Consider the following 26741-nt stretch of genomic DNA (forward strand, 5'->3'; position numbering starts at 1 on the left):
CCTCCCTTATTCCCAGCCGCCACCAAGGGCGAGAAAGATCGCGATCTGGTCGTCGGGCAGCCGGGCCTGGGCGGTGGCATAGCTCGCCTCCGCCTGGGCGAGGCTGCTCTGCGCCTGGAGTAGCGCCAGAAAATCGCTGCGCCCGAAGCGGAACAGCCGGCCCGCCTGGTCCGCCGCTGTCGCCGCGCTGTCCCGCGCCTGGCGGAGCGCCTCGGCCTGGTCGCGGTCCCGGGCATAGGTTTCGAGCGCGGTCTCCGTGTCGCGCAGCGCGACGAGCACGGTCGAATCGAACCGCGCAATATCGGCGTCGACCTGTGCGCCGGCGGCATCGATCCGGGCGCGGACGGCGGGGCGGTTGGGGAAGCTCCAGCTGATCAGTGGGCCAAGGCTGAAGCCGAACGAGCGCGGGCTGCCGAGCTTGTCGAGCGCACCGCTGAGTCCGGTCGAGCCGCCCAGGCTGATTTGCGGATAGAGATCCGCCGTGGCGACGCCGATGCGGGCGGTGTCGCCCGCGATGATGCGCTCCGCCTGGCGGATGTCCGGCCGGCGGCGGATCAGCGCGGCGCCGTCGCCTACCGGCATCGGCCGAGGCAGGCTGGGCAGTGCCGCGCAGCTTTCGATTTCGCGCGGATAGTCCGCGGCGGGGCGGCCGAGCAGTGCCGCGAGCGTGTAGAGCCCGGCCCGGCGCTGCGCTGCGAAGACGGGCAGGTTCGCCTCGCTCGTCTGCACCGCCGCCTGGGCGCGGGTCACGTCGAAGGCGGTGCCGCGTCCGGCGCGTTGCAGCCGCTGGGTTGCGCCGAAGGTCTGGCGCTGGAGCGCCACGATCCGCTGGGTGGCTGCGAGGCGGAAATTGGCCGCGCACACATCCGCAAAGGCCCGCGCGGTGGCCGCGGCGACGCTGATGCGAACCGCATCCCGCGCGGCGGCCACGGCATCGCGATCCGCGAGGCTGGCTTCGATGGCGCGGGCGATCTTGCCGCGTACGTCGAGCGGATAGCCGACAGCGATGCCGAGATTGTAGCCGAGCGTGCCGGGCAGGGCGGCGCCGGTGCCTGCGGGGCGCGCGAGGGTGCCGCCGCCGGACAGATCGGTCGTCAGCTGGCGCGAAGCCTCGGCCTGGCGGACCACGGCCTCGGCGCGGCGAAGATTGGCATCGGCCACGCGAAGGTCGGCATTGGCGGCAAGCGCCTGCTCTACCAGCGTGTCGAGCCGCGGATCGGCATAGAGGCGCCACCAATGATCCGGTAGCGGATCATCGGAGAAGCCGGGGTTCTGCGCCGACAGGAAGTTGCCGGTCGCCGATGGTGCGTTGGCCGGGCCGCTGACGGGCGGGTGATAGTCGGGGCCGGCGCGGGTGCAGCCGGCGATGAGCGCGAGCGCGGCGAGGAGCGGGATCCGGCGCATGGTCAGCGCGCCCTGGCGGAAGCGGACGGTGCCGGCACCGGGGTGGGCGTCTGCGTCGGCGTCGGCCTTGTTGCGGGACCGGCGGCGGGCTGCGCCGCCGCGTTCGGCTGCACCGTCACCGTTGCGGTGCGCCCGGCGATCAGGCGCACGTCGGGCGGCACGCGGGTCAGCTTCACCCGCACCGGGATGCGCTGGGCGAGCCGTACCCAGGTGAAGGTCGGATCGACATTCGGCAGCAGGTTGCCCGCGTTGCTGCGCGTGGTGTCGTTGATGCCTGCCGCGATGCTCTCGACGACGCCGTGGAGCATCCGCGGCTCTCCCATCAGTTCCACCGTCACCGGCGCGCCGATCCGGATGCTGGGAAGCTTGGTTTCCTCGAAATAGCCTTCGACGCGGATGCTGTCCGCATCCACCAACGCCATCGCCTGCTGGCCCGCCGCGACATAGTCGCCCGGATGCAGATCGAGGTTGGTCACCGTGCCGTTGACGGACGCCTTCACCTGGGTGCGCGACACGTTCAGCTCGGCACTCTGCACCGAGGTGAGCGCCTGGGCGAGCGCCGCCTGGGCAGTCGCGACACGCGCCACATTCTGTTCGTGTGTCTCCGCGGCGACGAGGTTGCCGAGCGCAAGGTCGCGCCGCGCCTCCCGCTGCGCCTGGGTCAGCGTTGCACGGGCACTTGCCACGCTCGCCCGGGCCTGGGCGAGCGCCAGCGAATAGCGCGGCTGGTCGATCACGAAGAGCAGGTCGCCCGCCTTGACCTGCTGGTTGTCGTGCACTGCCACGGCGGTGACCAGGCCGCCGATATCCGGCGTCACCCGCACCACGTCCGCCCGGACACGGCCGTCCCGCGTCCACGGGCTGCGCGCATAATGCTGCCACAGCCACAGCGCGACGAAAGCGGCGACGACGACGATCAGGATTGTCGCGGCGCTGCGGCCAAGGGCGGGGAGGTAGCGTTTCATGGGTGGAATCCGATCGAGGGGGTGGCCCAGGCGAGCAGGCCGAGCAGGAGGATGAACAGGCACAGATCGACCAGCGCGCGATAGGCGACGAAGCGATACAGGCCGAAGGCGTTGAGCAGCCGCGCGAGCGCGATCGTCAGCAGCATGGCGATGACGCCCAGCAGCAGCATTGTCGGCACATAGACGCCGTCGATGGCGATCTCGCCGGTCACAGCACGGCCTCCGGCTCGGGATCGGCGTTGGGGAAGAGGTTGCGGCGCAACCCCAGCAAGCCGAGCGCGCCGGTGCGGCGGACGGCCGCGTCGTCGTCCCGCGCGATGGCGTGCAGGGCCTGGTCGATATGCGCAAGCAAAGCGGGATCCTCCGGCTTCTCGGCGTCCGGCTCGAGCCGGCGGTAATAGTCCCCCACGTCGCGCAGCACGTCGGTGAGCGGGGCGGCACGCTCCGGCGGCAGCTCGAGGCGCAGCGCGCGCAATTCGCCGATCGCGACGCCGGTGCGCAGGTCGCGGAGCGCATCGTAGAGCGGCTTGCCCGGTGCGCGACCGGCCAGCGCCAGCCGCGGCGCCAGCAGCGCGATCCGGTCCAGCATGCGGTTGATCCAGCCGCGCACGTCGGGCGGGGTCATCAGGTTGCTCCTCTCGGCGATGTCGGCCCAGCCCGCGCGGACGGTCCGCCGGATCGCCTGTTCGATACCCGCCGATTGCAGCAGCCGCGCCATCAGGATCGCGAAGGCGACCCCCATCAGCTGGGCGATCGCGCCGTTGACGAAGCTGGCAAAGGCGCTGGTGTAGCGGGCGGAAATCAGCAGCGGGCTGCCGAGGCCGAGCAGGGTCGGCAGCGCCAGCCCCATCCATTTCGGCGAGTGCATCATCGCGCCGAGGATCAGCAGCGGCGGCGCCATCGCCGCGGCCAACTGCCCGAACCCGTCGAGCCGCGGCATGATCGCATAGCCGTAGATCGCGCCCAGGATCGTCGCGACCAGCGTGCCCCAGAAGAAGGAGCGCAGCGGCAGCAGCGGATCGGGTGCTGCGGCGAACAGCGCGAGGAACACGCCCGCAAGCATCACCGCCGTCGAGCCGTCGGCCCAACCGCTCGCGATCCAGATCGCCGAGCCGACTGCGAGCGTGAGGAAGGCGCCGATCGCTCCGCGCGCCGCGCCCACCCAGTCGATATGGAGTTCGCGGCCGCGGCGCCCTTCGAGCAGTTCCGCAACGCGCGGGCTGACCGGCCGGCGATCCAGCGTGGCGAGCTGTTCGGCAAGATCCCGGCAGTCGCGGTGCGCGGCGATCAGGGCCGCGAGCCGCGAGAGCAGGCTGAGCAGCAGCAAGTCGTGCCACGAACTGCCCGCGTGCACATCGGGCTCCAACGCGGCGCAACGCGCCTCCAGTGCCGCGGCCTGCGCCGTGCGCACGTCGCGGTCACCGTCCAGCGTCTTGAGCCACGCCTGGGCGTCGGCGAGCAGCGTTGCTACCTCGGGCGGAAGGCCGCCATGCGCCTGCAGCCCGACGGTGCGATCGTCCACGGCGGCACCCAGCGGCATGAGCAGCGAAAGCTGGTCCTGCAGGGCGCGGACAGTGCGGACGCGCGGGGTGGTGCGTGCGGTCTCGTAGGGAAGGTGGATGGAAAGCTGGTGCAGCTCGGTAATGTCGGCAGCCAGCCGCCGGCGTTCGGCGTCAACGCCCGGCACCGGCTCCAGCGCCAGGGAGTCGTGCGACCAGCGCTCCGCATCCTTCAGGATCGTCGACACGCGGGTGAGCAGAAAGGCTGCCACCGAGCGGGGCAGGACGACCCCGTGCATCAGGCTGCCGCACAGGATGCCGAGCGTGATTTCCTGCACGCGCAGGCTCGCCACGGTGAAGATCGAGCCCGGCGCATCCACGCTCGGCAGCACGATCAGCACGGCACTGTAGCCGGCCAGCACGAACATGTAGGAGCGGGGCGTGCGATCGAGCAGCGAAACGAATACGCACAGCGCCAGCCAGCCCGAAATGGCGAGCACCAGCAGCTCCGGCGTGTTGATCAGCGGCGGCACCATCGCCACGGCAGCGGCGGCGCCGACGACGGTCCCGATCACGCGGAACAGCGCCTTGGAGAAGACCGCGCCCGCCAGCGGCTGGGCGACGATATAGGCGGTGAGGAACGCCCAGTAGGGCCGGTCCAGCCCGATCGACAGCGCGAGATAGATGGCGAGCATGCCCGCCGCATAGGATTTCAGCGAGAAGACGGCGGCGTCGATGCCCCAGCGATCCTTCATGACTGGGGCCGCCGTTCGGCGAGGCGCGCTGCCAGATGCTCCAGTACCTGCAAGGTCGTCTCCAGCGCGGCGTCGCTCACCCCATCGAGCAACTCGCTGCGCAACGTAGCAAGACGCGTGTCGATCCGTAACGCCAGCGAAACACCGGAATTGGTGAGCCGCAGCCGGTTCGCGCGCCGATCATTCTCATCAACAACGCGCTGCACCAGCCCGGCATCCTCCAGTGCATGCAGAGTGCGAACCAGCGATGCCTCGGTCACGCCAATCGCCCGGGCGAGATCGGCCTGGCGCGTCTTCTCGCCGAGACGCTGGAGGTAGACCAGCGCCCATCCGGTCGAGTTGGAGATGTCCAGCGAGGCGAGCGTGGCGTCGGCCAGCCGCTGCCACGCACGCGACGCAGGGTTCATCCGCGTCGCAAGCGCGCGTTCCAGGGAATGCCGATCGGCCATGGGGCGCTTAGTTAGGACGCTAACTAATTCGATCAAGCCCCTTCCGCTACGGCAGGGCGGTTTTTATCAGCGATGTGCTGCTGCCCAGTCTTCCGCCGCCTTGAGCACGCGCAAGGCGTTCCCGCTCCAGATCTTCTCGATATCGGCGTCGCTGAAGCCTTCGCGGCGCAGGCGGGCGGTGATGCGGGGCAGGGCGGTGATGTCCTCCATGCCGCGCACGCCGCCGCCGCCGTCCCAGTCGGCGCCGATGCCGACGTGGTCGACGCCCATCACGCGAATGGCGTGCAGCAGACTGCGCAGGAACAGCTCGAAGTCGGCGGTACCCTCGTGGGGGCCGAGTGCTGCAATGTCGGCGATCAGTCGTCGTTGCTCGGCTGGCGGCAGCACCCACCAGCGCCGCTGCCGCTCGCCCAGTGCCTCGCCCCCCGGAATTGAAACCGAAGGCGCGAGATACACGCTGTTGATTTGCAATACGCCGCCGGCAGCCGCCAATTTGCGCATCCGCGCATCGTCGAGGTTGCGCGGATGATCGAAGATCGCCTTCGGGCCGGAATGCGATGCGAGAATGGGCGTTTTCGAGAGCGCCAGCGCCTGATCGAACACGTCGTCGGAGGCATGGCTGACGTCGATCACCATGCCAAGCCGGTTCATCTCCGCCACCCATTGCCTGCCGAGCGGACTGAAGCCGTGCCAGCGCGGCGTGTCCGTGGCGCTGTCGGCGAACTGGTTGTTGCGGAAGTGTACCGGGCCGGCGAGCCGCACGCCAAGATCGTGGAAATGGGCGAGCAGGCTCAGATCCTCGCCCAGCGGATAGCTGTTCTCGATGCTCTGGAAGACGATCCGCTTGCCGCTGGCGGCGATGCGGCGGGCATCGTTGGCGGTGGTGGCCAGTTCCAGCCTGTCCGGATGCGCGGCGACGACGCGCTGGATCCAGGTGGCACGGGTGAGCGCGGCGTTGCGGGCCGCGGCATAGCCCGCCGGCGTCAGCGGCCCTTGCGGGGTGTAGATCACGAAGAACCCGCCATCCAGGCCGCCTTGTTCCATGCGCGGGATATCGACCTGGCTGCCATCGAAGGCGCGATCATGCCAGCGGGCGAAATCCCAGCCCGGATGCTCGAACAATTCCGGCGTATCGAGATGGGTGTCGAGCACCAGCATCTGTTCGTGGGCAAGGCGATCGGCGGGCGTGACATCCTCGGCCGGCGCGATCGCGAGCAGCAGGGGCAGGGCGAGGATCGGCTTCATCGGCGAGGCTCCCGGAGGCGTTGCGTGCCCCCAGCGTCGTCTGCCTGCGCCGCGGCGTCAACCAGCGCTATTTGAGCCGCAGCGGCAGGCCGGCGGCGACGAGCTGCACTTCGTCCGCCGCAGCGGCGATCGCCTGGTTCAGACGTCCCGCCACGTCGCGGAAGCGACGGGCCAGGGCGTTGTCCGGCACGATGCCGAGGCCGACTTCGTTCGCGACGAGGATCACCGGGCCTGCCGCCTGCGCCACCGCCGCTGCCAGCGCCTCGGTCTCGGCATCAACGTCGCGCTCGGCGAACATCAGGTTGGACGTCCACAGCGTCAGGCAGTCGACCAGCAGCACCCCGCCCGGTGCGGCATTGGCGACGATCGCGGCCGGAAGATCGAGCGGCACGTCCAGCGTCGACCAGCGCGGGCCGCGATCCGCGATATGGCGGGCGATGCGGTCTTCCATTTCCGCGTCAAAGGCTTGCGCGGTGGCGATATAGATCAAGTCACCGCTGTGAGACTCCGCACGTGCCTGGGCATAGCGGCTCTTGCCGGAGCGGGCGCCGCCGAGGACGAGCAGGCTGGTCATCGGGAGGCCTCCTGGGCGAGCGCGATCAGTGCAGGGATATCGACATGGGTTTCGAGTTCGGCGGCGATGGCGTCCAGCGCCGTGTCGACGGAGGCGGCATAGTCTACATCCGTGGCGGTGACGCCGATCCGCTCCAGCACCGCGCGGCGGAGTGCGGTGCTGGCGAACAGCCCGTGGAGGTACGTGCCCAGCACGCGCCCGCCGGGCGCCATCGCGCCGTCGGGGCCGGTGCTCAACAGGGCGAAGGGCGCGGCGGTGTCCGCGCCGGTGGTGACGCCCATGTGCATCTCATACCCGCTGATCTCCGCCCCCAGCGCCGTGCCGTGCGCGGGGCGCAGCGCCTTTTCGCGGGTGAGTTCGGTTTCCACGTTCAGCAGGCCGAGGCCGGCCGCGCTCCCGGCGGGGCCTTCGATCCCGTGCGGATCGGCGATGGTGCGACCGAGCATCTGGTAGCCGCCGCAAATCCCGAGAATCGCGCCGCCGCGCCGATGATGGGCGAGCAGATCGATGTCCCAACCCTGTTCGCGCAAGCTCGCGAGATCGGCGATCGTCGCCTTGGAACCGGGCAGGATCACCAGCGCGGCATCGCCGGGGAGCGGCTGGCCCGGCGGGATCATCGCCAAGGTCACGCTCGGCTCGAGCTTCAGCGGATCGAGGTCGTCGAAATTGGCGATGCGCGGCAACATCGGGCAGGCGATCAGGGTGCCCCCGTCGGACTTCTGCAGGGTCCGCTCGAGCACGACCGCATCCTCGCTCGGCAGCCGGGCGGCATCGCGCAGCCAGGGGATCAGCCCATAGCCGCGCCAGCCGGAACGTTCCTCGATCTGGGCGTAGCCATCGGCGAACAGCGCCGGATCGCCGCGAAACTTGTTGATGAGAAATCCGCGGATCATTGCGGCGTCCGCCGGGTCCAGCACCGCGCGGGTGCCGACCACCGCGGCGATGACGCCGCCGCGATCAATGTCACCGACCAGTATCACCGGCACGCCCGCCGCACGCGCAAAGCCCATATTGGCGATGTCGCCGGCGCGAAGGTTGATCTCGGCCGGCGAGCCTGCGCCTTCCACCAGCACCAGGTCGCACGTGCCTTGGAGGCGGCGGTAGCTGGTCATGACCTCGCCGAGCAGCGCCTTGCGCGCCTCGCGGTAATTGCCCGCGTGGAGCGTGCCGCGCACCTGGCCGTGGACCACCAGTTGCGACGTGCGATCGGCCTGCGGCTTGAGCAGCACCGGGTTCATGTCCGTATGCGGGGCTACCTGGCAGGCGAGCGCCTGCAGCGCTTGGGCGCGGCCGATCTCGCCGCCGTCCTCGGTCACGGCGGCGTTGTTCGACATGTTCTGCGGCTTGAACGGGCGGACGCGGAGGCCGCGATGAACGAGCGCCCGGCAGATGCCCGCGACCAGCACCGATTTGCCGACGTCCGACCCGGTTCCCTGCAGCATCAGCGCAGCCATGCGACCCCTCCTGCTATCAGCCATAACAGCCCGCACGCGCCGACATAGAGGGCGAGGGCCCGGCGGATGTCGCGCGCGTCGGCATCGGCGCGGCCATCGCCGATCCAGGGCTTGTCGTGCACCGCGCCGTCATAGGCGATCGGACCGGCCAGCCGCAGTCGCAATGCGCCCGCCATCGCGGCTTCGGGCCAGCCGGCATTGGGCGAGGCGTGGTTGCCCGCATCGCGCCACAGCGTCCGCCAGCCGCGCCGCGCCACCAGGCACAGCAGCAGGCCGGCGAGGCGGGCAGGCACCAGGTTGAGCAGATCGTCCGTGCGTGCCGCCGCCCAGCCGAACGCCCGCCAGCGGGGCTCGCGATGCCCGATCAGGCTGTCGGCGGTGTTGATCGCCTTGTACGCCCAAAGCCCCGGCAGCCCTGCGACCAGCAGCCAGAAGAGCGGCGCGACGATGCCGTCGCAGAAGCTTTCCGCGAGGCTTTCGATGGCGGCGCGGGCCACGCCGTGCCCATCCAGCCGCGCCGTGTCCCGACCCACGATATAACCTACCGCGGTACGGGCGGCCGGCAGGTCGCCGCGGGCCAATGCCGATGCCACCGGCCGGACATGCACGTACAGGCTGTGCTGCGCGAGCCCCGGAACGGCGGCGAGCGCAAGCACCATCCACCCCAGGGAAGCGCGTGCCGCCACGGCCTCGATGCCAAGCCCCGCACCGATCGCGGCGGACAGCAGCAGCGCCACGGTCACCACGCCGAACATGCGGCGGCGCCGCTCGGGAATGTCCGGCCGGTTCCATCGCCGCTCGCAGGCAGCGATCAGCCGCGCGAAGCCGCCCACCGGATGACCGATACGGGCATAGAGCCAGCCGGGCCAGCCGAACGCGGCCTCCACCACCAGCGCGGTGAGCGTGACCGGCTCAGCCATGGCGAAGCGCGCGGTCAATGCGGTCGAGCGCCTGCGGATCGGCCGGCACGCCGAAGCGGAGCCAGCGCGGGGCATAGTCGAACGGGCGGACAAGGATATGGGCCCGTGCCAGGCGCTCGAAGAGATCGGCGGCGTCCGGATGGGAAACCAGCCGGAACAGCGGGGAGGCGCCCTCGGGCGCAAGGCCATGGGCGCGCAGCAGCGTGTCGAACGCCGTCGCGCGAAGGGCCAGCGCGGTGCGCGTCGCGTCGATCCACGCACGGTCCCGATAGGCGCGGGTGCCGATCGCCAGGGCTGTCGCGTCGATCGGCCAGTCGCCGAGCAGCGCGCGGTAGCGGGCCACCAGCGGCGACGGCGCAATGACGAAGCCCAGGCGGAGCCCGGCGAGCCCGAAGAACTTGCCAAAGGAGCGGAAGACGATCAGCCGCCGTTCGTCGCCCACCAGCGGCGCGATGCTTGCCGCGGGATGGGCATCCACAAAGGCCTCGTCGACGATCAGCCAGCCACCCGCGGCGGTGCGTTCCGCCAGGAGCGTCTCCAGCGCGGGCCAATCGAGCAAGGTGCCGCACGGGTTGTTCGGGTTGGCGAGCAGCAAACGGGCATCGCCCGGCACGGGAGCGGCGGGGGAGACGGGCAGGCTGTCGGCAAAGGCTGCGCCGTGCGTGCGATAGCCGGGCACGCGATGGCAGGCGCGGCCGCCGAGCAGCGGGCCCAGCAGTCGCAGCCCCATCTCGCTTCCCGGAACCGCGCAGACCAGCGCGGGCGATACGCCGAATTGCGCCGCCGCGGCCGCTTCAAGCTGCGCCAGCGCGGCAGGATCGGGCAGCGGGCCGAGATCGGCCGTCCGGTCTGGCGGGACGGGCCAGGCGACGGGGTTGATGCCGGTCGAAAGGTCCAGCCACGGTCCTTCGCCGAAGCGGGCGCGGGCTTCGGCAAGGTTGCCGCCATGGTGGCGCAGCGGATCGCTCATCGCAGATGCGGGGCGATCGCGAGCGCGAGCAGCAACCCGGTCTCGACCAGCTCGATCCCGGCGCCGTGCGCGTCTCCGCAAATGCCGCCGAGCAGGCGCCGTACGCGCCACCCCCAGGCCACGATCAGCGGCAGCGCCACGAGCAGCGCAGGCGCCGCCAGCAGGGCTGCGAAGGCGAGCATCACCAGCCAGACGATCAGGTCCGCCGGGCGAACGGCGTGGCGGAAGCGGCTGGCCAACCCTTCGTGCAGCGGCGGCAGCCAGCGGGTCCAGACCAGCGGTCCGAAGCGCGCCGCAGCGGGCACGAACAGCACGACCCACCAGCCCGGAACGGCAAGCAGGGCGTGGAGCAGCACCAGCTTGGCGAGCAGCTGCATCCCGATCGCCACGACGCCGAAGCTGCCGACATGCGGATCGGCAAGCACTGCCTGCAGCCGCTCGCGCCCCTTGTGCAGCGCTCCGCCGGCATCGGCGAGGTCGGCCAGGCCGTCCAGGTGCAGCGCCCCGGTGATGCCCACCCAGGCGACCAGCCCCAGCAGCGCGCCCGTCCAGGGATCGAGCAGGCTGCCCAGCCAGAGGCCGAGCAGCAGGACCAGGCCCACTGCCAGGCCGGCCGCCGGAAACCAGCGCATCGACCGCGCGAACGTGGCGTCGTCCGCCACGACCGCAGGCAGCGGCAGGCGCGTCAGGAACTGGAGGGAGAGGAGCAGTTCTTTCATGTCACAAGTCCGATGATCTGGCCGACGCGCGGGGTGCCGGGCCAGATGCGCAGGCTGAGCAGCGCGGCGTGGGGCAGGGCGATGTTCCAGAGTTGCGGGAAATCGATGGCGCACAGGCTGGTGAGCGCCGCCCGCATCGCGCCGGCATGGGTAAGCACGAGGGTGGGGCGGTCGATTGCGTCGAGCGCGGCGCTCACCCGGGAGACCAGCGCCGGCCATGCCTCGCCCCCGGGAGGGACGTGGCGGGCGGGGACTTGCTGGAACGCGGCGAGGGCGCCCGCGTCGATCGCGTCCAGCGCCATTCCGTCCCAGCTGCCGAAATCGAGCTCGCGCCAGCGGGCGTCCTCGTCCGCGTCCAGCCCGAGCCTCGTCGCGATCTGCTGCGCCGGCACGCGGGCGCGGGCCAGATCCGAGCTGCGCACCGCCTCGACCGCCAGACCGGCGCCGCGCGCGACACACGCCGCCACGCCGGCCGCCAGCGGCTGCGCGTCGGTGTGGCCGATCAGCCGACCCTCGGCTTCGGTGACGCCGTGGCGGAGCAGATGCAGGACAATTCCGCTCATGCCGCCCCGGCGACACCCGCTTCGGCAAAGGTGGCCATGCCGTTGTGCGCGGCGAGCGCCGAGCGGATCACCGCTGCCGCAACCGCTGCCCCGCTGCCCTCGCCGAGGCGCATACCTAGCCACAGCAGCGGCTCCAGCCCCAACCGGTCCAGCAGCTGCGCGTGGCCCGGTTCGACCGAGCAATGGCCGGCGATGCAATGATCGACGATTCCCGGCACCGTTGCCGCCAATGGTGCGATCGCGGCGCAGCAGATGAAGCCGTCGAGCAGGATCGGCACGCCGGCGTGGCGTGCGGCCAGCACGGCGCCGCCGATCGCCGCCAGCTCGCGTCCCCCGACCCGTCGCAGCGTCTCGAAGGGGGTCAGCGGCGCGGATGCATGCAGCGCGATCGCCCGCTCGATCAACGCGCCCTTGTGGCGGACGCCGTGGCTGTCGAGCCCGGTACCGGGGCCGACCCAGTCGGCGGGGGTTCCGCCGAAGCTGCGCAGGCAAAGCGCCGCTGCCGCCGTGGAGTTGGCGATGCCCATCTCGCCCAGCAACAGGAGGTCGGTCTCCGGCGTTACCGCCGCGGCGCCCTGCATCAGCGCGGAAAGACACGCCGCCTCGTCCATGGCCGGGCCGGCGGTGAAATCCTGCGTCGGCCGATCCAGATCGAGCGCGACCACCTCGAGCGGCATGCCGATCGCGCCGGTCAGCGCATTGATCGCCGCGCCGCCGGCCGCGAAATTGGCGACCATCTGCGCCGTCACTTCCGCGGGGAATGCACTGACGCCCTGTGCCGCAACGCCGTGATTGCCGGCAAAGATCACCGCCCGCGCGGCTGCCATGGACGGACGGGGACTGCCCTGCCAGCCCGCAAGGAAGATCGCGAGCTCCTCCAGCCGTCCCAGCGACCCCGGCGGCTTGGTGAGCTGCTGCTGGCGGGCACGGGCCGCGTCGGCTGCGGCTGCATTCGCAACGGGCAGGGTGGCGAGTGCGCGGTCGAACGCGGCCACGCTCGAGAGATCGATCATCGCCGGTACTTCCCGCCGCCGAAAAGAAGAATGGAATGCACGTCTGGTTGCTCCGCGGTCCCGCAATGACAATCGCCCGGACGCACGATCGTACGCCCGGCCCGGCTCCTGTCGCTCGAACGGACGATACCGCACCGTGGCCGCACCCTGAACCCGGTGTGAGCGACCCCGCGCCGGCAGGTCTCCTGGCTTGCGGGTCGCCGCGATCCGGACGCCTTCTCGGGATCGCTCCCAATGGCGGTTGTCCGGCCGCTCTCCGCATACAGTTGCAGGGGCAGCTGCGGCATTGGACGCGCATGCGCCCGCACCGCATTCCCTTTTCGCCCGCGAGCGGGCACCGGCATGGGTTTGAAGGTGAACCTTCGACGCCGCTCTAGCGCCGGCGGCGGCGGTACGCCAGAGGCGCTGCCGGCTTATTGATAGAGCTGGGCGGTGCGCGGCAGCAGCTGGTCGATGCGGACGATCAGGTCGAACAGCGGCTGGATCGCCGTGCCGCCGTCGCCGAGCTCCTGCACGGCGCGCAGCTGGTAGGTGGCCGAAACCACGGCACGCGTCGTGCCGGCGATGTCGGGCGCGCGAGCGATGACGGACTCGTTGCGGTTCACCCGGACCAGCAACCAGGCGAGCTTGTGCGCTGCATCGATAAGCTGGATGCGCTCGGCGGTGAGGAATGCCCAGCTTCCCGTCGCCTCGATCACGGCGGCGGAAAGCCCGTCCAGTGCGGCGAGCAAATGGCGCGGGCCGAAGGCTGCGTCTCCTGGCGCCGGCGCGAGATCCTGCGTCGGTCGGTCGAGCTGGATTGCAGCCAGCGCGCCACGATTCGCACGCGAGCGCCCAGGCACGACGGAACGATTGAGGCGCGGCATCTGCATGGTAGTCCCCCGACGATATGCCGCCTTGTATCGCGGGCGAAACGCGCCGCCCGTGACGCTCGTCACGCCGTTCGTGGCGGCCGTGCCGTTGACCCTCCGGATCCTCATCCCTAGGTTTCCGCGCGATGTATGCAGGTGAACCCACGCTTAGCCTTCCCACGATCGTACTGGTCGAGGACGATCCCCAGCTGCGCACCCTCACGGCGCGCGCGCTTCAGGAAAACGGCTATACGGTGCGCCCCGCCTCCTCCGCTCCGGAGATGTGGCTGGCGCTGGAACAGGGGCCGGTGGACCTCGTGCTGCTCGACGTGATGCTGCCCGGCACCAGCGGCATCGATCTGTGCCGTGCGATTCGGCAGAAGAGCTCGGTGCCGATCATTTTCATCTCGGCCAAAGGCAGCGAGACCGATCGTGTCGTCGGCCTCGAGCTGGGCGCCGACGATTATCTCCCCAAGCCGTTCGGCACGCGTGAGCTGGTGGCGCGCGTACGCGCCGTGCTCCGTCGCGGTGCCGGCGAGCGCGACACCACCGAGCGGCCCAAGGGCGAGATCCAGTTCGACGGCTGGACGGTCAATCTTCCACGCCGCGAGCTGCTGTCGCCCACGGGTGCCGTGGTCGACCTTACCGGCGCCGAGTTCGACCTGCTGGTCACGCTGTGCGACCATTCGGGCCGGGTTATATCGCGCGAGCGGCTGATCGAGTTGTCGCGCACGCGGCTGGGCGACAGTTCGGATCGCAGCATCGACGTGCTGGTCAGCCGGCTGCGGCGCAAGCTTTCCGACGCGGGCCACCAGGCTCCGATCGTGACGGTGCGCGGCATCGGCTACACGCTCAACGTACCCGTGACGCGCAGTTGAGGGCGTTCCTCAAGCGTCCCTCCGGACTGATCGGGCAGGTCTTCGCGATCCTGCTGTTGACGATCCTGATCGAATTCGCGGTTTCGACCATGCTCTACGAGCGCGCCAGCCAGTTCGCCGTGCGCGACGACGAGGCGCGGCGGCTGGCCGAGCATCTGGTGATCGCGCGCAAGCTGCTTGCCGAACAGCCGCCCGCGCGACGTGAGGACTTCGCGCTGGAGTTCACCACCTCGCGATACGAAGTGCGGTGGATGGCCCGGCTGCCCAACGGCCTGCGTCAGCAGCCCGATCTCGATCGTCTCTACGAACAGGTGGTGCTGTGGGAGCCGACGCTCGCGTCCGACGGCTTGCGCCTGCGGCTGACTTCGCAAGGCAGCAAGGCGCTGATCGTCGGCGCCGTGCCGATGCCGGACGGCAGCTGGATGTATTTCCGGACGCGGGAGCATGTTCACGCGGCCGACCTCGGCCTCTCTCGCATCCTGCTGGCGCTGGCGCCCGCATTGGCGCTCATCCTGATCAGCGGCATCCTGCTGCGGCGGATGCTGCTGCCGATGCGCCGGCTGGCGATCGCCGCGGATCGCTTCGGCACGGGGGGCATCCTCGAGGTCGAGGAAGCGGGCCCGAAGGAACTGCGCCGGGTGATCAGTGCCTTCAACCGGATGCAGGAGCGTATCCAGCGGCTGATCGCCGACCGCACCCAGGCGCTGGCCGCGGTGGGCCACGACATGCGCACGCCGCTTGCCCGTCTGCGGCTCCGCGCCGACGCGATCGCGGATCCAGACGTTCACGCTGCAGTCGAGACCGATATCACCGAGATGGAAGCGATGATTTCGTCGCTGCTCGCGTTCCTCGGCGGGGAGGGCGACAAGGAAACGCCCGCACGCGTCGACCTGGCTGTGCTGTGCGCGACGATCGCCGACGACAATGCCGATCATGGGCGAGACGTCGAATATGACGGGCCGGACCATTTCGAGCATGTGCTGCGGCCGTTGATGCTCAAGCGTGCGCTCAACAACCTTGTCGACAATGCCGTCCATTATGCGGGCCAGTGCTGCATCCGTCTCGTGCCTGTCGAGGGCGCGGTGGCGATCCGCGTCGAGGACAAGGGGCCGGGCATCCCTGAAGCGGATCTCCAGCGCGTGTTGCAGCCCTTTGTCCGGCTCGATGCGGCGCGCTCCCGCGACACGGTGGGGTTCGGCCTGGGCCTGTCGATCGTCGCGCGGGCGGCGGAGGCGGAGGGCGGCAGCTTCCGCCTCGCCAATCGCGATGGTGGCGGGCTGTGCGCCGAGATCATCCTGCCGCGGGACGGACCAATGGCTTAGCAACGTTTTCTTACGAACCCGCCGCGATGCAGCAAATGCAGATCGGTAGCTTGCGATCCTGAAGAGATGCCCGCGCCGCGGGCCCGTTACAGGAGCAAGCCGTGAACGAAGTGATCGGACGCGTCGTCGATTTCGAGAAGCAGGTCTTCCCGAACCAGCACGCCCTCTACTCCCAGCTCGCCACGCACGGGCAGAGCCCGAAGGCGCTGATGATCTCCTGCGCCGACTCGCGCGTGGTGCCGGAGCACATCATCCAGGCGAACCCGGGCGACCTGTTCGTCTGCCGCAACGCCGGCAACATCGTGCCGCCCTTCGCCACGCAGAATGGCGGCGTGTCCTCGACCGTCGAATATGCCGTGGCGGCGCTCGGCGTGCGCGACATCATCGTCTGCGGCCACTCGGACTGCGGCGCCATGAAGGCACTGATGAACCCGGAAATGCTGGAAGGCATGCCGAACGTGACCGCCTGGCTGCGCCACAGCCACGCCGCCAAGTGCGTTGTCGATGGCGGCTATGACAATCTCCAGGGTGCCGACGCGGTCCGCACCGCCGCGCTCGAAAATGTTGTCGTCCAGCTCGCGCATTTGCGCACGCATCCGTCGGTCGCGGCCGGCATCGCGCGCGGCGAGATCGCGCTGCATGGCTGGTTCGTCGATATCGGCGCCGGCATGGTGCTCGGCCTTGACGGCGAGACCGGTCGCTTCGCGCCGATCCGTGAGGATCGCCCGATGCCGGTGGCGCTGCCCGCCGGCCAGCGGCTGGCACGCGACGTCGCCTATGCGGAGGCCGCCGAATGAGCACGGTCGCAGAAGCACCGAAGCCCAAGAGCTTCGTGCGCGACTTCACGGCGTCGATCGTCGTGTTTCTCGTGGCGATGCCGCTGTGCATGGGCATCGCCATTGCCTCGGGCGTGCCGCCTGAAAAGGGCCTGGTCACCGGCATCATCGGCGGCCTGGTCGTCGGCCTGCTTGCGGGTTCGCCGCTCCAGGTGAGCGGCCCGGCGGCCGGCCTCGCCGTCATCGTGTTCGAGCTGGTGCGCGAGCAGGGCCTGTCCGCGCTCGGACCGATCCTGATTCTTGCCGGCGCCATCCAGGTGGTCGCGGGCGTACTGCGCGTCGGCGGCTGGTTCCGTGCAATCTCGCCGGCCGTCGTCCACGGCATGCTCGCGGGCATCGGCATCTTGATCGTCGTCGGCCAGTATCACGTGCTGTTCGATGCCAAGCCGCTGTCGAGCGGCCTTGCCAATGTCGCCGCGATGCCGGGGCGCCTGCTCGGCCTGTCCACCGATCTTGCCGCCGCCGAAATGGCGCTGGGGCTCGGCTTGCTGACCATCGTGACCATGCTCGGCTGGGACAAGTTCAAGCCGGCGGCCGTCAAGCTCGTCCCCGGCGCGCTGGTCGGGGTGGTTGCAGCGACTCTGGTGGCGTTCAGCCTCGGCCTCGACGTGACCCGCGTGACCGTGCCGTCGAACATCGTCTCGGCCATCGCGCTGCCGGAAAACGGCTTTCTCGCCAAGTGGATGGACCCCGGCGTGATCACCGCCGCGATCGCGCTGGCCTTTATCGCCAGTGCCGAGACGCTGCTTTCGGCTGCGGCCGTCGATCGCATGCATGACGGCGTGCGCACCAACTACAACAAGGAACTGCGCGCGCAGGGGATCGGCAACCTGCTGTGCGGCGTCGCCGGGGGACTGCCGATGACGGGCGTGATCGTCCGCAGCTCGGCCAATGTCCAGGCAGGTGCGCAGACGCGCCTGTCCGCCGTCCTGCACGGCGCCTGGATCCTCGGCTTCGTGGCACTTCTGCCGTGGCTGCTGCGCGAGATCCCGATGGCGGCGCTGGGTGCGGTGCTGGTCGTGACCGGCGCCAAGCTGGTCAACCTCAAGCATGTCCGCCACCTGTTCGCCCATTACGGCGTGCTCCCGGCGGCGATCTGGGCCGTCACCTGCGCGCTGGTGGTGACCCAGGACCTGCTGACCGGCGTGCTGGTCGGTATCGCGCTGTCGCTGCTCGAGCTGGTGCCGAACCTCCGTCGCCTCGGCCTCAAGGTCGACCAGCAGGAAGAAGCCGGTGCACACCGCATCGCGCTGGCGGGCTCCGCGACCTTCATCACGCTGCCCAAGCTTTCGGACCGGCTGGAGTCCGTGCCGGGCGGCAAGTCGGTCCTGCTCGACGTGTCGCGGCTCGACGCCGTCGATCACAGCTGCGCCGAACTGCTCAAGGACTGGCTGCAGCGCCGTCGCGCAGGCGGTTCGCCGGTCGAGCTCCAGGGCGCCAGCGGCAAGACCGCAGTCCTGGCCGGCTAAAAGGGGCACACCCCGAAGACCTGGGGCGGTTTCCTCGCGGAAGCCGCCCCATTTTTTTGCTCAGATTTCCAGCTGGCTGCCCAGCTCGACCACGCGGTTGGTGGGGAGCTTGAAGAACTCCATCGCGCTCTCGGCATTGCGGACCATCCAGGCGAACAGCTTCTCGCGCCAGATCGCCATGCCTGGCCGCGACGAGGGAAGCAGCGTCTGTCGGGCAAGGAAATAGCTGGTTTCCGTCGGCCGGAACGGGGACCCGCAGTCGCTGATCGCTGCCAGCGCCGCGGGCACGTCGACTTCGTCCATGAAGCCATAGTGCAGCACCACCCGGAAGAAGCCGTCGCCCAGCGGCTCCATTGTCCGGCACTCGGCACCGCGGACATGCGGTACCTGCTCGATCGCGACGGTGAGCAGCACGATCCGCTCGTGCAGCACCTTGTTGTGCTTCAGGTTGTGGAGCAGGGCGGGGGGGATGCTGTCCGGCGTCGAGGTGAGGAACACTGCCGTGCCCTTCACCCGCGTCGCCGACTGCGCGGCGGAGCGGATGAACAGCGCGATCGGCATCGCGCCTTCCTGCAGCCGGTCCAGCACCAGCCGACGACCGCGCGACCAGGTGGTCAGCAGCACGAAGGCCACCGCCGCCACGAGCAGCGGGAACCAGCCCCCGTCGGGGATCTTGGTGAGGTTCGAGGCGAAATAGGCCCCGTCGATGAGCAGGAAAGTGCCGGTAACGAGCCCTGCGACCAGCGGATGCCACTTCCAAACCGCGAAGGTCAGCACGCCCAGCATGCAGGCCGTGATGAACATCGTGCCCGTCACCGCGATGCCATAGGCCGAGGCGAGATTGCTCGAGCTGCGAAAGCCGAGCGCGAGCAGCACCACCATCACCAGCAGCCCCCAGTTGACGAGCGGCACATAGATCTGGCCCGCGGCCTTGGCGCTGGTGTGGAGGATCCGCAACCGCGGCAGGAAGCCGAGCTGCACCGCCTGCTGCGATACCGAGAACGCGCCCGAGATCACCGCCTGGCTGGCGATCACCGTCGCCATGGTGGCGAGGATGACGAGGGGGAGGCGACCCCATTCCGGCGCCATCAGGAAGAAGGGGTTCTCGATCATCGCCGGGTTGCGCAGGATCGCCGCCGATTGCCCCAGATAATTGAGCATCAGGCAGGGGAAGGCGATGTAGAGCCACGACACCATGATCGCGCGGCGGCCGAAATGGCCCATGTCCGCATAGAGCGCCTCCGCACCGGTGACGGCGAGTACGACCGATCCCAGCGCCAGGAACGCAAGCGTCGGATCCAGCAGGAAGAACTTCAGGGCGTACCAGGGGTTGAGCGCCCACAGGATCTCCGGCGCGGCGACGATCCCGCGGATGCCCAGCAAGGCGATGACCGCGAAGTAGACGAGCATCACCGGTCCGAACAACTTGCCGACCGCAGCCGTGCCGCGCGACTGAATGGCGAACAGCGCGACCAGGATCGCCACTGTCACCGGCAGCACCAGCGGTGCGAAGCCCTGTTCCACGGTGGTCAGGCCCTCGACGGCGGAGAGCACCGACACTGCGGGCGTGATGATTGCGTCGCCATAAAAGAGCGCGGTGGCGATCACGCCGGTCATGGTGATCGCGACACGCCAGCGCGTGTTGCCCATCACGCGGGTGATCAGCGCCAGCAGCGCCAGGCTGCCGCCTTCGCCGCGATTATCGGCGCGAAGGATCAGCGCGACATATTTGATCGTGACGATCGAGGTCATCGTCCAGAAGATCAGCGACAGCACACCATAGATGTGGGCCGGATCCAGGGCCAGCCGGTGGTGGCCGATAAAACTTTCCTTGAGCGAGTAGAGCGGCGAGGTGCCGATATCGCCGAACACGACGCCGATCGCGCCGACTGCCAGCGCGGCGAACCGCTCTTGATGCGCATGCGCGGGGGCATCCCCGTCGCTCGCCAGCTGCTTCACTGCAGGTCTCCGCCCCGACTGATTCGGGGTGCCACGCGGTACGCCTGCGCATTTTCGTAGACTAGCGGAATCGAGGGCCTGATCGCCCGGTTTTCGACGGATTTCAGGACAGGTGCGGCGCGTTCCCAATACCCAAAAAGGAAAGGGCCGCACCGATTGCTCGGTACGGCCCATGCCTGTTGGTCAGAGTCGCTCGACTCAGCCCTGCGCGTCTTCCGCGGCGGGGGCTTCGGTCGCGATCTCGCCCGGCTCGGCGTTGGGATCGTAGTCCTCGGTGAAGCCGGTCTCTTCGCGCTCGAACATCGCCGACATGACGTCGACGCCCTGCGCCTGCATCTCGGCTTCTTCCGGCGAACGCGCCACGTTGACCTTGACGGTCACCGCGACTTCCGGGTGCAGCGCGACGCGGACTTCGTACAGGCCGATCGCCTTGATCGGACGATCGAGCACGATCTGCGCCTTGTTGACCTTGTGGCCGTCGGCGGTCAGCACGTCGACCAGGTCGCGCACCGCGACCGAGCCGTACAGCTGGCCGGTGTTCGACGCCTGGCGGATCAGGGTCACCGAAACGCCCTCAAGCGTTTTCGATTCCTTCTCGGCCTCGACGCGACGGGTCGCGTTCTCGGCTTCGATGCGCTCACGATTGGCTTCGAAAACCTTGCGGTTCGCTTCGTTGGCGCGCAGCGCCTTCTTGCGCGGCAGGAGGAAGTTACGGGCAAAGCCGTCCTTCACCTTCACCACGTCGCCGATGTGGCCGAGCTTCTCAACGCGCTCCAGCAGAATGACTTCCATGGATCCGCTCCTTACTTAACGATGTAGGGCAGCAGGCCCAGGTGACGGGCGCGCTTGATGGCCTGGGCCAGCTCGCGCTGCTTCTTCGCGCTCACCGAAGTGATGCGCGAGGGGACGATCTTGCCGCGCTCGGAGACGAAGCCCTGCAGCAGGCGGACGTCCTTATAGTCGATCCGGGGCGCATCCTTCGCGGAGAAGGGGCAGCTCTTGCGGCGGCGGAAAAAGGGTCGTGCCATGGTCTATACGCTCCTTATTCGCCTTCGAAGTTGCCATCGCGGTCACGACGGCCGCGACGCTCGCGGTCGCCCTTGCGCATCATCACCGAGGGACCTGCCTCATGGCCGTCGACCTTGACGGTCATGTAGCGGATCACGTCTTCGTTGATCTGCGTCTGGCGCTCCAGCTCGGCGACCACGCCTGCCGGCGCGTCGATCTCGAGCATCACGTAATGCGCCTTGCGGTTCTTCGCGATGCGATAGGCGAGGCTGCGAAGACCCCAGGTCTCGGTCTTGACGACCTTGCCGTTGTTGTCTTCGATGATCTTGGTGGCGGTTTCCGCCAGCGCGTCCACTTGCGCCTGTGCCAGATCCTGGCGCGCAAGGAACACATGCTCGTACAGAGCCATTGGGTTCTCTTCCTGTTGGCCGATCGCTGACGCCGCCCCATGCGGTCGCCCCTCCGGCTGTCGTCTCGATAAAGCAAACGGAGCGGACGCATTGCTGCTCCGCTCCGATCGTTCGCCCTTACGCAAATGCGGGGGCGGATGCAAGCGCAATCAGGCCGCGGCGAAGCGGACCTGCTGGCGCGCGCGGCGGCGGCGCAGCGCAGCCCCGGCCATGCCGACGCCGGCGATCATCATGCCCCAGGTCGCCGGCTCGGGCACCCCCGCCACGGCTTCCGAGCCGAAGAACACGATGTGCGACAGCTCCTTCGGATTCTTCTTGTAGGGAATGTCCGCGGTGCTCCAGCTGCCGCTGCTCAGATCGGCGATCTTGTACAGGGTGAAGTAGCTACCCGCCTTCACCGCCATATAGTCGATCACATATCCCGGCGTCGACCAGGTGCCCGAGGAGCCACCCGCACCGGTGATGAGGTTGGGCGTGCTGCTCGTATCGAACAGATAGTTCAGCGTGATGTTCGGGCGCGCACTCGGCACGAAGTTGTTGTAGGCGTTGTAGGCGAGTTCCGCCTGCTTGTAGCTGTTCGGATTGAGCACATGGTCGTTGCTGTTGATGTTGCCCAGGAACAGGCAACCGCTCGGCGACGCAACCGAGCTGCACTTGCCGAGCACGACGAGCGAGGCATTCGCGGTGCAAGGCGCGGCTGCCATCATCACGGCCGCTCCGGCCAGAATCGTCTTCAACTTCATCCCAAGTCCTCCCGCTTTCCGTTCGATTGACTTGCGGTGAAGGTATGGCGGGCGGGAAAATTCAACAACGGCAATGGTTTGGGTTAACTGTGTCAAATGCAGTCATCTGATCCAGTTTGACACGCCAATTAACTATGCGCCGCCCAAGGTTTCACTTGGACTTTGAATTTTCAGCGGCCGGGGGCTTGTGATGGGGGCAGCCGAGCAGCAGGCTTGCGTCCGGGCCATGTCTCGCCGTAACGCGCTCGGCCATTCACGGCGCTTCCGCAGGAGAGACATATATGCGCGCGTTCCTTTTTCCCGGCCAGGGCAGCCAGGCCGTCGGCATGGGCAAGGCGCTTGCCGAAGCGAGTCCCGCTGCGCGCGAGGTGTTTCAGGAAGTCGACGAGGCACTCGGCCAGCACCTCTTCAAGCTGATGAGCGAGGGGCCGGAGAGCGACCTGACGCTCACCGCCAACGCCCAGCCGGCGATCATGGCGAACGCCATCGCGGTGCTGCGCGTGCTCGAGAAGGAAGGCGGCATCCGCCTGGCCGACAAGGCGGACTTCGTTGCCGGACATTCGCTGGGCGAATACACGGCGCTTTGCGCCGCCGGTGCGCTGGATCTTTCCACCACTGCCAAGCTGCTGCGCAAGCGCGGCGACGCGATGCAGTCGGCGGTGCCGGTCGGCGAGGGCGCGATGGCGGCCCTGCTGGGTGCCGATCTCGTCAAGGCGCAGGCGATTGCCGATGCCGCGGCGGAAGGCGAGGTGTGCACCGCCGCCAACGACAACGATCCCACCCAGGTGGTGATTTCCGGCGCCCGCGCCGCGATCGAGCGTGCGGTGGCGATCGCCAAGGATCATGGCGCCAAGCGTGCGCTGCTGCTGCCGGTCTCAGCACCGTTCCACTGCCCGCTGATGCAGCCGGCGGCGGACGCGATGGAAGCAGCGCTTGCCGAGGTGGCCATCCAGGCGCCGCTGGTGCCGGTCTACGCCAACGTCACCGCCGCGCCGGTGGCGGATCCGACAACGATCCGCACGCTGCTCGTCGAACAGGTGACCGGCATGGTGCGCTGGCGCGAATCGGTGTCGGCGATGTTCGATGCGGGCGTGCATGATTTCGTCGAGCTGGGCGGCAAGGTGCTTGGCGGCATGGTCAAGCGCATCAGCCCCGATGCGACGGTGACCAGCGTGGTCACGATGGACGATATCGAGGCGCTGATTAAGGTGCTTTGATTTTTTCACGCGAAGGCGCGAAGACGCAAAGATGCAGGACATCGAGGCGATTGCATCCGACATCATCGACGCATCGATGAAGCTCCACATGGCACTTGGGCCTGGGCTGCTGGAAAGCGTGTATGAAGCGATACTCGCCGCGAAGCTCGTCGAGCGAGGGCATAACGTCGTCCAGCAGTGCCCGATCGATATCGAGTTTGATGGATTGTACTTTCAAGGTGCGTTCCGTGCAGACCTCATCGTTGATGGCTGCCTTCTAGTCGAAATCAAGTCTGTCGAGCGCCTTGCGGCCGTACATGCGAAGCAGGTGCTTACCTATCTTCGGTTACTCAAGCAGCCCCTTGGGCTGCTGATAAATTTTGGTGGCGAGACGCTCAAAGAAGGGCTTCGCCGGGTCGTAAACGGCCATGATTCCTTCGCGTCTTCGCGCCTTCGCGTGAACCAATAAAGAGGACTATCTTTCGATGTTCGATCTCACAGGCATGACCGCGCTGGTTACCGGCGCTTCGGGCGGCATCGGTTCGGCGATCGCCAAGGCGCTGGCGGCGCAGGGGGCGAAGCTCGCCGTGTCCGGCTCCAATGCCGAGAAGCTGGAGGCGTTTCGCGCCAGCCTTGGTGACGACCATGTCGCGCTGACCTGCAACCTCTCCGATCGCGCCGCGGTCGACGCGCTGGTCCCGCAGGCGGTGGAGGCGCTGGGCGGCAAGCTCGATATCCTGGTCAACAATGCCGGGGTCACCCGCGACAACCTCGCCATGCGGATGAAGGACGAGGAGTGGGAGCAGGTGATCCAGGTGAACCTGGAAGCCGCGTTCCGCCTGATGCGTGCCGCCGCCAAGCCGATGATGAAGGCGCGCTTCGGCCGCATGATCTCGATCACCTCGGTCGTCGGCGCCACCGGCAATCCCGGCCAGGCCAACTATGCGGCCTCCAAGGCGGGCCTGGTCGGCATGTCGAAGGCGCTGGCGCAGGAGCTGGCGAGCCGCAACATTACGGTGAACTGCGTCGCCCCGGGCTTCATCCGGTCGGCAATGACGGACGTTCTGCCGGATGCGCAGAAAGAGGCGCTGCTCGGCCGCATTCCTGCCGGAAAGCTGGGCGAGGGCGAGGATATCGGCGCAGCGGTCGTCTATCTTGCCAGCAAGGAAGCGTCCTATGTCACGGGCCAGACCTTGCACGTGAATGGCGGGATGGCGATGCTCTGAGCCGTAAAGCCGGGGGTGTGGAGTGAAGAGAATATGCGTCTGACAGTTGCCGCAGCACTTGTCCTTGCCACTGCAACCCCGGCCTTCGCGGCGCCGGCGGATCCTGCATCCATCGTCTGCGTCGGGCAGAAGCTCGATGCGGCGGTGAAGGCGCAGCTTGCCGCCGATGTCGAGCGGAACCTCGGGGCCGCCGGTCAGCGGCCGCGATACTCACCGGCCGTGACGCGCGGGCTGAACGACGCTACCACCGCCTGCGCCAACGAGCGCGGCTGGAGCGGCGCGGCGGCAACGGCCTCCGGCGTCTATGCGCTGGCCGAGGTGGGCCTGCCGGTGGCAAAGCGCATCGTACAAGCAAAGGGCTTCGACCCCGCCGCGCTGGACCAGCAGTTCGCTGCCCTGCCGGAAGAGGTGCGCCGCAAGCCGCTGACGCCAAAGGCGACGCAGGACCTTATCCGCGCCGCTGTTACCGACGAGGCGCAGCAGACCCGCGCCAATGCGGAACTGCTCGCGCAATATTTTGCGTTTCTCAACACGCTGGAATATGCTTCAGCCGACTTTTCCCGATAGCGGGACGGGGCCCTTGCGGCTCCCTCTTGCAACCGCCACGGCGGCATTCTAGGTGCGGGGAAACGGATTCAGAGCCCCATCACAAAGGAAAACAGGGACCATGGCCAACCAGGAAGAGATCACCACCCGCGTGCAGGCGCTCGTTGTCGACCATCTGGGCGTCGACGCCAAGGACGTGGTGCCGACCGCGAGCTTCACCGATGACCTCGGCGCGGACAGCCTCGACATCGTCGAGCTGGTGATGGCCTTCGAGGAAGAGTTCGGGGTCGAGATCCCGGACGACGCCGCGGAGAAGATCAGCACCGTCGGCGACGCCGTTGCCTACATCTCCGAGCATCAGCAGGGCTGACGCTCGAACGGCGATACCAGCCCAGATGGGCAGGAATTGCGACTAGGCGGCTTCCCGTCCCGTGCCTTTGGCGATGCGGACGGGGAGCCGTTTTGTATTGAGAACAGAACCGAACTGAAATTGACTGGAGAACTGCCATGCGCCGCGTAGTCGTGACCGGCCTGGGCCTCGTCACCCCCCTGGGGGCCGATGTCGAAACCGCCTGGAAGAATATCCTCGCCAGCAAGTCCGGCGCGGGCACGATCACCAAGTTCGATGCCACCGATTTCCAGAGCAACTATGCCTGCGAAGTGAAGCCGGCGGACCATGAATATGGCTTCGACGCGGGCAAGCGCGTGGACCACAAGATCCAGCGCCAGGTCGACCCGTTCATCGTCTTCGGCATCGATGCCGCCGGTCAGGCGATCGAGGATGCCGGCCTGCTCGACATGCCGGAAGAGATGCGCTTCCGCGCCGGCTGCTCGATCGGCTCGGGCATCGGCGGCCTGCCGGGTATCGAGAGCGAATCGCTGGTGCTCGCCGAAAAGGGCCCCAAGCGCGTTTCGCCGCACTTCGTCCATGGCCGCCTGATCAACCTGATCTCGGGCCAGGTTTCGATCAAGTACGGCCTGATGGGCCCGAACCATGCGGTGGTCACCGCCTGCTCGACCGGCGCCCACTCGATCGGCGACGCCGCGCGGATGATTGCGATGGACGATGCCGACATCATGCTGGCGGGCGGTGCCGAGAGCACGATCTGCCCGATCGGCATTGCCGGCTTCGGCCAGGCGCGTGCGCTCTCCACCGGCTTCCGCGACGATCCCAGCAAGGCCAGCCGCCCCTGGGATCAGGACCGCGACGGCTTCGTGATGGGCGAAGGCGCAGGCGTCGTGGTGCTCGAGGAATATGAGCATGCCAAGCGTCGCGGCGCGAAGATCTACGCCGAAGTGGTCGGCTATGGCCTGTCGGGTGACGCCTATCACGTGACCGCGCCGCATCCGGAAGGTTCGGGTGCGTTCCGTTCGATGCAGATGGCGGTGCGCAAGTCGGGCCTGGCGCTCGCGGACATCGACTATATCAACGCGCACGGTACCTCGACGCCGCTGGGCGACGAGCTCGAGCTGGGTGCGGTGCGCCGCCTGTTCGGCGATGCGATCGGCGGCATGTCGATGAGCTCGACCAAGTCGGCGATCGGCCATCTTCTGGGCGGTGCCGGCGCGGTGGAGAGCATTTTCTGCATCCTCGCGCTGCGCGACCAGATCGTGCCGCCGACGCTCAACCTCGACAATCCGAGCGAGAATTGCTCGGGCATCGATCTGGTGCCGCACGTGGCGAAGGAGCGGAAGGTCAAGGCCGTGCTGAACAACTCGTTCGGTTTCGGCGGCACCAACGCCAGCCTGGTGATGAAGGCACTCTGA

The 26741-nt window shown here is 68.3% G+C and carries 28 protein-coding genes, 1 pseudogene and 1 riboswitch; of the genes and pseudogenes, 10 read left to right on the top strand and 19 right to left on the bottom strand.

Annotation, left to right across the window (positions count from 1 at the left end):
- Nucleotides 1-6: 6 nt before the first annotated feature.
- The 14 genes from V7E00_RS06315 to V7E00_RS06380 all read right to left on the bottom strand — a co-directional run bounded on the left by V7E00_RS06315 (nucleotide 7) and on the right by V7E00_RS06380 (nucleotide 13402).
- The gene (locus V7E00_RS06315; protein ID WP_333571802.1) at nucleotides 7-1404 is read right to left on the bottom strand and encodes an efflux transporter outer membrane subunit; all 1398 of its coding nucleotides are present in this window, start codon (nucleotides 1402-1404) and stop codon (nucleotides 7-9) included.
- Between the two features lie 2 nt (nucleotides 1405-1406).
- The gene (locus tag V7E00_RS06320; protein WP_333571803.1) at nucleotides 1407-2369 is read right to left on the bottom strand and encodes an HlyD family secretion protein; all 963 of its coding nucleotides are present in this window, start codon (nucleotides 2367-2369) and stop codon (nucleotides 1407-1409) included.
- Nucleotides 2366-2581, bottom strand: coding sequence for a DUF1656 domain-containing protein (locus V7E00_RS06325; RefSeq protein WP_333571804.1), 216 nt, complete (start codon nucleotides 2579-2581; stop codon nucleotides 2366-2368). The genes V7E00_RS06320 and V7E00_RS06325 overlap by 4 nt, the downstream gene beginning before the upstream one ends.
- Entirely contained in the window at nucleotides 2578-4623 is a 2046-nt protein-coding gene (locus tag V7E00_RS06330; RefSeq protein ID WP_333571805.1) for an FUSC family protein, read from the bottom strand. The genes V7E00_RS06325 and V7E00_RS06330 overlap by 4 nt, the downstream gene beginning before the upstream one ends.
- Complete coding sequence (locus V7E00_RS06335) at nucleotides 4620-5072, bottom strand: MarR family winged helix-turn-helix transcriptional regulator (protein ID WP_333571806.1); 453 nt, start codon at nucleotides 5070-5072, stop codon at nucleotides 4620-4622. Before V7E00_RS06335 ends, V7E00_RS06330 begins: the two co-directional genes overlap by 4 nt.
- A gap of 66 nt (nucleotides 5073-5138) precedes the next feature.
- Nucleotides 5139-6317, bottom strand: coding sequence for a dipeptidase (locus tag V7E00_RS06340; RefSeq protein ID WP_333571807.1), 1179 nt, complete (start codon nucleotides 6315-6317; stop codon nucleotides 5139-5141).
- A 67-nt stretch (nucleotides 6318-6384) separates the two neighbouring features.
- A complete protein-coding gene (gene cobU, locus V7E00_RS06345) occupies nucleotides 6385-6891 on the bottom strand; it encodes a bifunctional adenosylcobinamide kinase/adenosylcobinamide-phosphate guanylyltransferase (protein WP_333571808.1) in 507 nt (168 codons plus the stop codon).
- Nucleotides 6888-8345 carry a cobyric acid synthase gene (locus V7E00_RS06350; RefSeq protein ID WP_333571809.1) on the bottom strand — a complete coding sequence of 486 codons (1458 nt, stop codon included), beginning with the start codon at nucleotides 8343-8345 and terminating at the stop codon, nucleotides 6888-6890. The genes cobU and V7E00_RS06350 overlap by 4 nt, the downstream gene beginning before the upstream one ends.
- Nucleotides 8333-9265: an adenosylcobinamide-phosphate synthase CbiB gene (gene cbiB / locus V7E00_RS06355; RefSeq protein ID WP_333571810.1), complete on the bottom strand. Its 933-nt coding sequence runs from the start codon at nucleotides 9263-9265 to the stop codon at nucleotides 8333-8335. Before cbiB ends, V7E00_RS06350 begins: the two co-directional genes overlap by 13 nt.
- On the bottom strand, nucleotides 9258-10235 hold the full coding sequence (locus V7E00_RS06360; protein WP_333571811.1) for an aminotransferase class I/II-fold pyridoxal phosphate-dependent enzyme: 978 nt from the start codon (nucleotides 10233-10235) through the stop codon (nucleotides 9258-9260). Before V7E00_RS06360 ends, cbiB begins: the two co-directional genes overlap by 8 nt.
- Nucleotides 10232-10954, bottom strand: a complete 723-nt coding sequence (locus V7E00_RS06365) for an adenosylcobinamide-GDP ribazoletransferase (protein ID WP_333571812.1) — start codon at nucleotides 10952-10954, stop codon at nucleotides 10232-10234. Before V7E00_RS06365 ends, V7E00_RS06360 begins: the two co-directional genes overlap by 4 nt.
- Nucleotides 10951-11517, bottom strand: coding sequence for a histidine phosphatase family protein (locus V7E00_RS06370; RefSeq protein WP_333571813.1), 567 nt, complete (start codon nucleotides 11515-11517; stop codon nucleotides 10951-10953). Before V7E00_RS06370 ends, V7E00_RS06365 begins: the two co-directional genes overlap by 4 nt.
- On the bottom strand, nucleotides 11514-12530 hold the full coding sequence (cobT, locus tag V7E00_RS06375; RefSeq protein ID WP_333571814.1) for a nicotinate-nucleotide--dimethylbenzimidazole phosphoribosyltransferase: 1017 nt from the start codon (nucleotides 12528-12530) through the stop codon (nucleotides 11514-11516). Before cobT ends, V7E00_RS06370 begins: the two co-directional genes overlap by 4 nt.
- A 158-nt stretch (nucleotides 12531-12688) precedes the next feature.
- Nucleotides 12689-12887, bottom strand: a riboswitch (cobalamin riboswitch).
- Nucleotides 12888-12943: 56 nt separating this feature from the next.
- Nucleotides 12944-13402 carry a hypothetical protein gene (locus V7E00_RS06380; RefSeq protein WP_333571815.1) on the bottom strand — a complete coding sequence of 153 codons (459 nt, stop codon included), beginning with the start codon at nucleotides 13400-13402 and terminating at the stop codon, nucleotides 12944-12946.
- Nucleotides 13403-13527: 125 nt separating this feature from the next.
- Here V7E00_RS06380 and V7E00_RS06385 point away from each other — a divergent pair, with 125 nt between their 5' ends.
- The 4 genes from V7E00_RS06385 to V7E00_RS06400 all read left to right on the top strand — a co-directional run bounded on the left by V7E00_RS06385 (nucleotide 13528) and on the right by V7E00_RS06400 (nucleotide 17886).
- Nucleotides 13528-14259 (top strand): response regulator transcription factor, encoded by a 732-nt coding sequence (locus V7E00_RS06385; protein ID WP_333571816.1) that lies wholly within the window; start codon nucleotides 13528-13530, stop codon nucleotides 14257-14259.
- Complete coding sequence (locus V7E00_RS06390; protein WP_333571817.1) at nucleotides 14256-15581, top strand: ATP-binding protein; 1326 nt, start codon at nucleotides 14256-14258, stop codon at nucleotides 15579-15581. The genes V7E00_RS06385 and V7E00_RS06390 overlap by 4 nt, the downstream gene beginning before the upstream one ends.
- A gap of 101 nt (nucleotides 15582-15682) precedes the next feature.
- Nucleotides 15683-16378, top strand: a complete 696-nt coding sequence (locus V7E00_RS06395; RefSeq protein ID WP_333571818.1) for a carbonic anhydrase — start codon at nucleotides 15683-15685, stop codon at nucleotides 16376-16378.
- Nucleotides 16375-17886 (top strand): SulP family inorganic anion transporter, encoded by a 1512-nt coding sequence (locus V7E00_RS06400; protein WP_333571819.1) that lies wholly within the window; start codon nucleotides 16375-16377, stop codon nucleotides 17884-17886. Before V7E00_RS06395 ends, V7E00_RS06400 begins: the two co-directional genes overlap by 4 nt.
- A gap of 60 nt (nucleotides 17887-17946) precedes the next feature.
- Here the strand turns inward: V7E00_RS06400 and V7E00_RS06405 are convergent, their stop codons facing one another.
- The 5 genes and pseudogenes from V7E00_RS06405 to V7E00_RS20075 form a co-directional block, all read right to left on the bottom strand.
- Entirely contained in the window at nucleotides 17947-19836 is a 1890-nt protein-coding gene (locus V7E00_RS06405) for a potassium transporter Kup (protein ID WP_333572389.1), read from the bottom strand.
- A gap of 207 nt (nucleotides 19837-20043) precedes the next feature.
- Nucleotides 20044-20637, bottom strand: a complete 594-nt coding sequence (gene rplI / locus V7E00_RS06410; RefSeq protein WP_333571820.1) for a 50S ribosomal protein L9 — start codon at nucleotides 20635-20637, stop codon at nucleotides 20044-20046.
- 11 nt (nucleotides 20638-20648) lie between these two features.
- A complete protein-coding gene (gene rpsR / locus V7E00_RS06415; protein WP_010543816.1) occupies nucleotides 20649-20873 on the bottom strand; it encodes a 30S ribosomal protein S18 in 225 nt (74 codons plus the stop codon).
- Between the two features lie 14 nt (nucleotides 20874-20887).
- The gene (gene rpsF, locus V7E00_RS06420) at nucleotides 20888-21262 is read right to left on the bottom strand and encodes a 30S ribosomal protein S6 (protein ID WP_066716733.1); all 375 of its coding nucleotides are present in this window, start codon (nucleotides 21260-21262) and stop codon (nucleotides 20888-20890) included.
- A 150-nt stretch (nucleotides 21263-21412) separates the two neighbouring features.
- Nucleotides 21413-21532: pseudogene (locus V7E00_RS20075) on the bottom strand (PEPxxWA-CTERM sorting domain-containing protein); the annotation flags it as partial.
- A 755-nt stretch (nucleotides 21533-22287) separates the two neighbouring features.
- Between V7E00_RS20075 and fabD the strand changes: the two are divergent.
- The 6 genes from fabD to fabF all read left to right on the top strand — a co-directional run bounded on the left by fabD (nucleotide 22288) and on the right by fabF (nucleotide 26741).
- Nucleotides 22288-23223, top strand: a complete 936-nt coding sequence (fabD, locus tag V7E00_RS06430) for an ACP S-malonyltransferase (RefSeq protein ID WP_333571822.1) — start codon at nucleotides 22288-22290, stop codon at nucleotides 23221-23223.
- A 31-nt stretch (nucleotides 23224-23254) separates the two neighbouring features.
- Nucleotides 23255-23671: a GxxExxY protein gene (locus tag V7E00_RS06435; RefSeq protein WP_333571823.1), complete on the top strand. Its 417-nt coding sequence runs from the start codon at nucleotides 23255-23257 to the stop codon at nucleotides 23669-23671.
- A gap of 16 nt (nucleotides 23672-23687) precedes the next feature.
- Nucleotides 23688-24428, top strand: coding sequence for a 3-oxoacyl-[acyl-carrier-protein] reductase (gene fabG / locus V7E00_RS06440; RefSeq protein ID WP_333571824.1), 741 nt, complete (start codon nucleotides 23688-23690; stop codon nucleotides 24426-24428).
- Nucleotides 24429-24461: 33 nt separating this feature from the next.
- The gene (locus V7E00_RS06445; protein ID WP_333571825.1) at nucleotides 24462-24995 is read left to right on the top strand and encodes a hypothetical protein; all 534 of its coding nucleotides are present in this window, start codon (nucleotides 24462-24464) and stop codon (nucleotides 24993-24995) included.
- A 100-nt stretch (nucleotides 24996-25095) separates the two neighbouring features.
- Nucleotides 25096-25344, top strand: coding sequence for an acyl carrier protein (locus V7E00_RS06450; protein ID WP_010543822.1), 249 nt, complete (start codon nucleotides 25096-25098; stop codon nucleotides 25342-25344).
- Nucleotides 25345-25481: 137 nt separating this feature from the next.
- Nucleotides 25482-26741, top strand: a complete 1260-nt coding sequence (fabF, locus tag V7E00_RS06455) for a beta-ketoacyl-ACP synthase II (protein WP_333571826.1) — start codon at nucleotides 25482-25484, stop codon at nucleotides 26739-26741.

It is taken from the genome of Sphingomonas sp. (assembly GCF_036731925.1).
Classification (GTDB): Bacteria; Pseudomonadota; Alphaproteobacteria; order Sphingomonadales; family Sphingomonadaceae; genus Sphingomonas.

Excerpts from the sequence above, each read along its gene's own strand:
- V7E00_RS06315 (WP_333571802.1), bottom strand. The coding sequence starts at position 1,404 with ATGCGCCGGATCCCGCTCCTCGCCGCGCTCGCGCTCATCGCCGGCTGC.
- V7E00_RS06320 (WP_333571803.1), bottom strand. The coding sequence starts at position 2,369 with ATGAAACGCTACCTCCCCGCCCTTGGCCGCAGCGCCGCGACAATCCTG.
- V7E00_RS06330 (WP_333571805.1), bottom strand. The coding sequence starts at position 4,623 with ATGAAGGATCGCTGGGGCATCGACGCCGCCGTCTTCTCGCTGAAATCC.
- V7E00_RS06335 (WP_333571806.1), bottom strand. The coding sequence starts at position 5,072 with ATGGCCGATCGGCATTCCCTGGAACGCGCGCTTGCGACGCGGATGAAC.
- V7E00_RS06340 (WP_333571807.1), bottom strand. The coding sequence starts at position 6,317 with ATGAAGCCGATCCTCGCCCTGCCCCTGCTGCTCGCGATCGCGCCGGCC.
- cobU (WP_333571808.1), bottom strand. The coding sequence starts at position 6,891 with ATGACCAGCCTGCTCGTCCTCGGCGGCGCCCGCTCCGGCAAGAGCCGC.
- V7E00_RS06350 (WP_333571809.1), bottom strand. The coding sequence starts at position 8,345 with ATGGCTGCGCTGATGCTGCAGGGAACCGGGTCGGACGTCGGCAAATCG.
- cbiB (WP_333571810.1), bottom strand. The coding sequence starts at position 9,265 with ATGGCTGAGCCGGTCACGCTCACCGCGCTGGTGGTGGAGGCCGCGTTC.
- V7E00_RS06360 (WP_333571811.1), bottom strand. The coding sequence starts at position 10,235 with ATGAGCGATCCGCTGCGCCACCATGGCGGCAACCTTGCCGAAGCCCGC.
- V7E00_RS06365 (WP_333571812.1), bottom strand. The coding sequence starts at position 10,954 with ATGAAAGAACTGCTCCTCTCCCTCCAGTTCCTGACGCGCCTGCCGCTG.
- V7E00_RS06370 (WP_333571813.1), bottom strand. The coding sequence starts at position 11,517 with ATGAGCGGAATTGTCCTGCATCTGCTCCGCCACGGCGTCACCGAAGCC.
- cobT (WP_333571814.1), bottom strand. The coding sequence starts at position 12,530 with ATGATCGATCTCTCGAGCGTGGCCGCGTTCGACCGCGCACTCGCCACC.
- V7E00_RS06380 (WP_333571815.1), bottom strand. The coding sequence starts at position 13,402 with ATGCAGATGCCGCGCCTCAATCGTTCCGTCGTGCCTGGGCGCTCGCGT.
- V7E00_RS06385 (WP_333571816.1), top strand. The coding sequence starts at position 13,528 with ATGTATGCAGGTGAACCCACGCTTAGCCTTCCCACGATCGTACTGGTC.
- V7E00_RS06400 (WP_333571819.1), top strand. The coding sequence starts at position 16,375 with ATGAGCACGGTCGCAGAAGCACCGAAGCCCAAGAGCTTCGTGCGCGAC.
- rplI (WP_333571820.1), bottom strand. The coding sequence starts at position 20,637 with ATGGAAGTCATTCTGCTGGAGCGCGTTGAGAAGCTCGGCCACATCGGC.
- rpsR (WP_010543816.1), bottom strand. The coding sequence starts at position 20,873 with ATGGCACGACCCTTTTTCCGCCGCCGCAAGAGCTGCCCCTTCTCCGCG.
- rpsF (WP_066716733.1), bottom strand. The coding sequence starts at position 21,262 with ATGGCTCTGTACGAGCATGTGTTCCTTGCGCGCCAGGATCTGGCACAG.
- fabD (WP_333571822.1), top strand. The coding sequence starts at position 22,288 with ATGCGCGCGTTCCTTTTTCCCGGCCAGGGCAGCCAGGCCGTCGGCATG.
- V7E00_RS06435 (WP_333571823.1), top strand. The coding sequence starts at position 23,255 with ATGCAGGACATCGAGGCGATTGCATCCGACATCATCGACGCATCGATG.
- fabG (WP_333571824.1), top strand. The coding sequence starts at position 23,688 with ATGTTCGATCTCACAGGCATGACCGCGCTGGTTACCGGCGCTTCGGGC.
- V7E00_RS06445 (WP_333571825.1), top strand. The coding sequence starts at position 24,462 with ATGCGTCTGACAGTTGCCGCAGCACTTGTCCTTGCCACTGCAACCCCG.
- V7E00_RS06450 (WP_010543822.1), top strand. The coding sequence starts at position 25,096 with ATGGCCAACCAGGAAGAGATCACCACCCGCGTGCAGGCGCTCGTTGTC.
- fabF (WP_333571826.1), top strand. The coding sequence starts at position 25,482 with ATGCGCCGCGTAGTCGTGACCGGCCTGGGCCTCGTCACCCCCCTGGGG.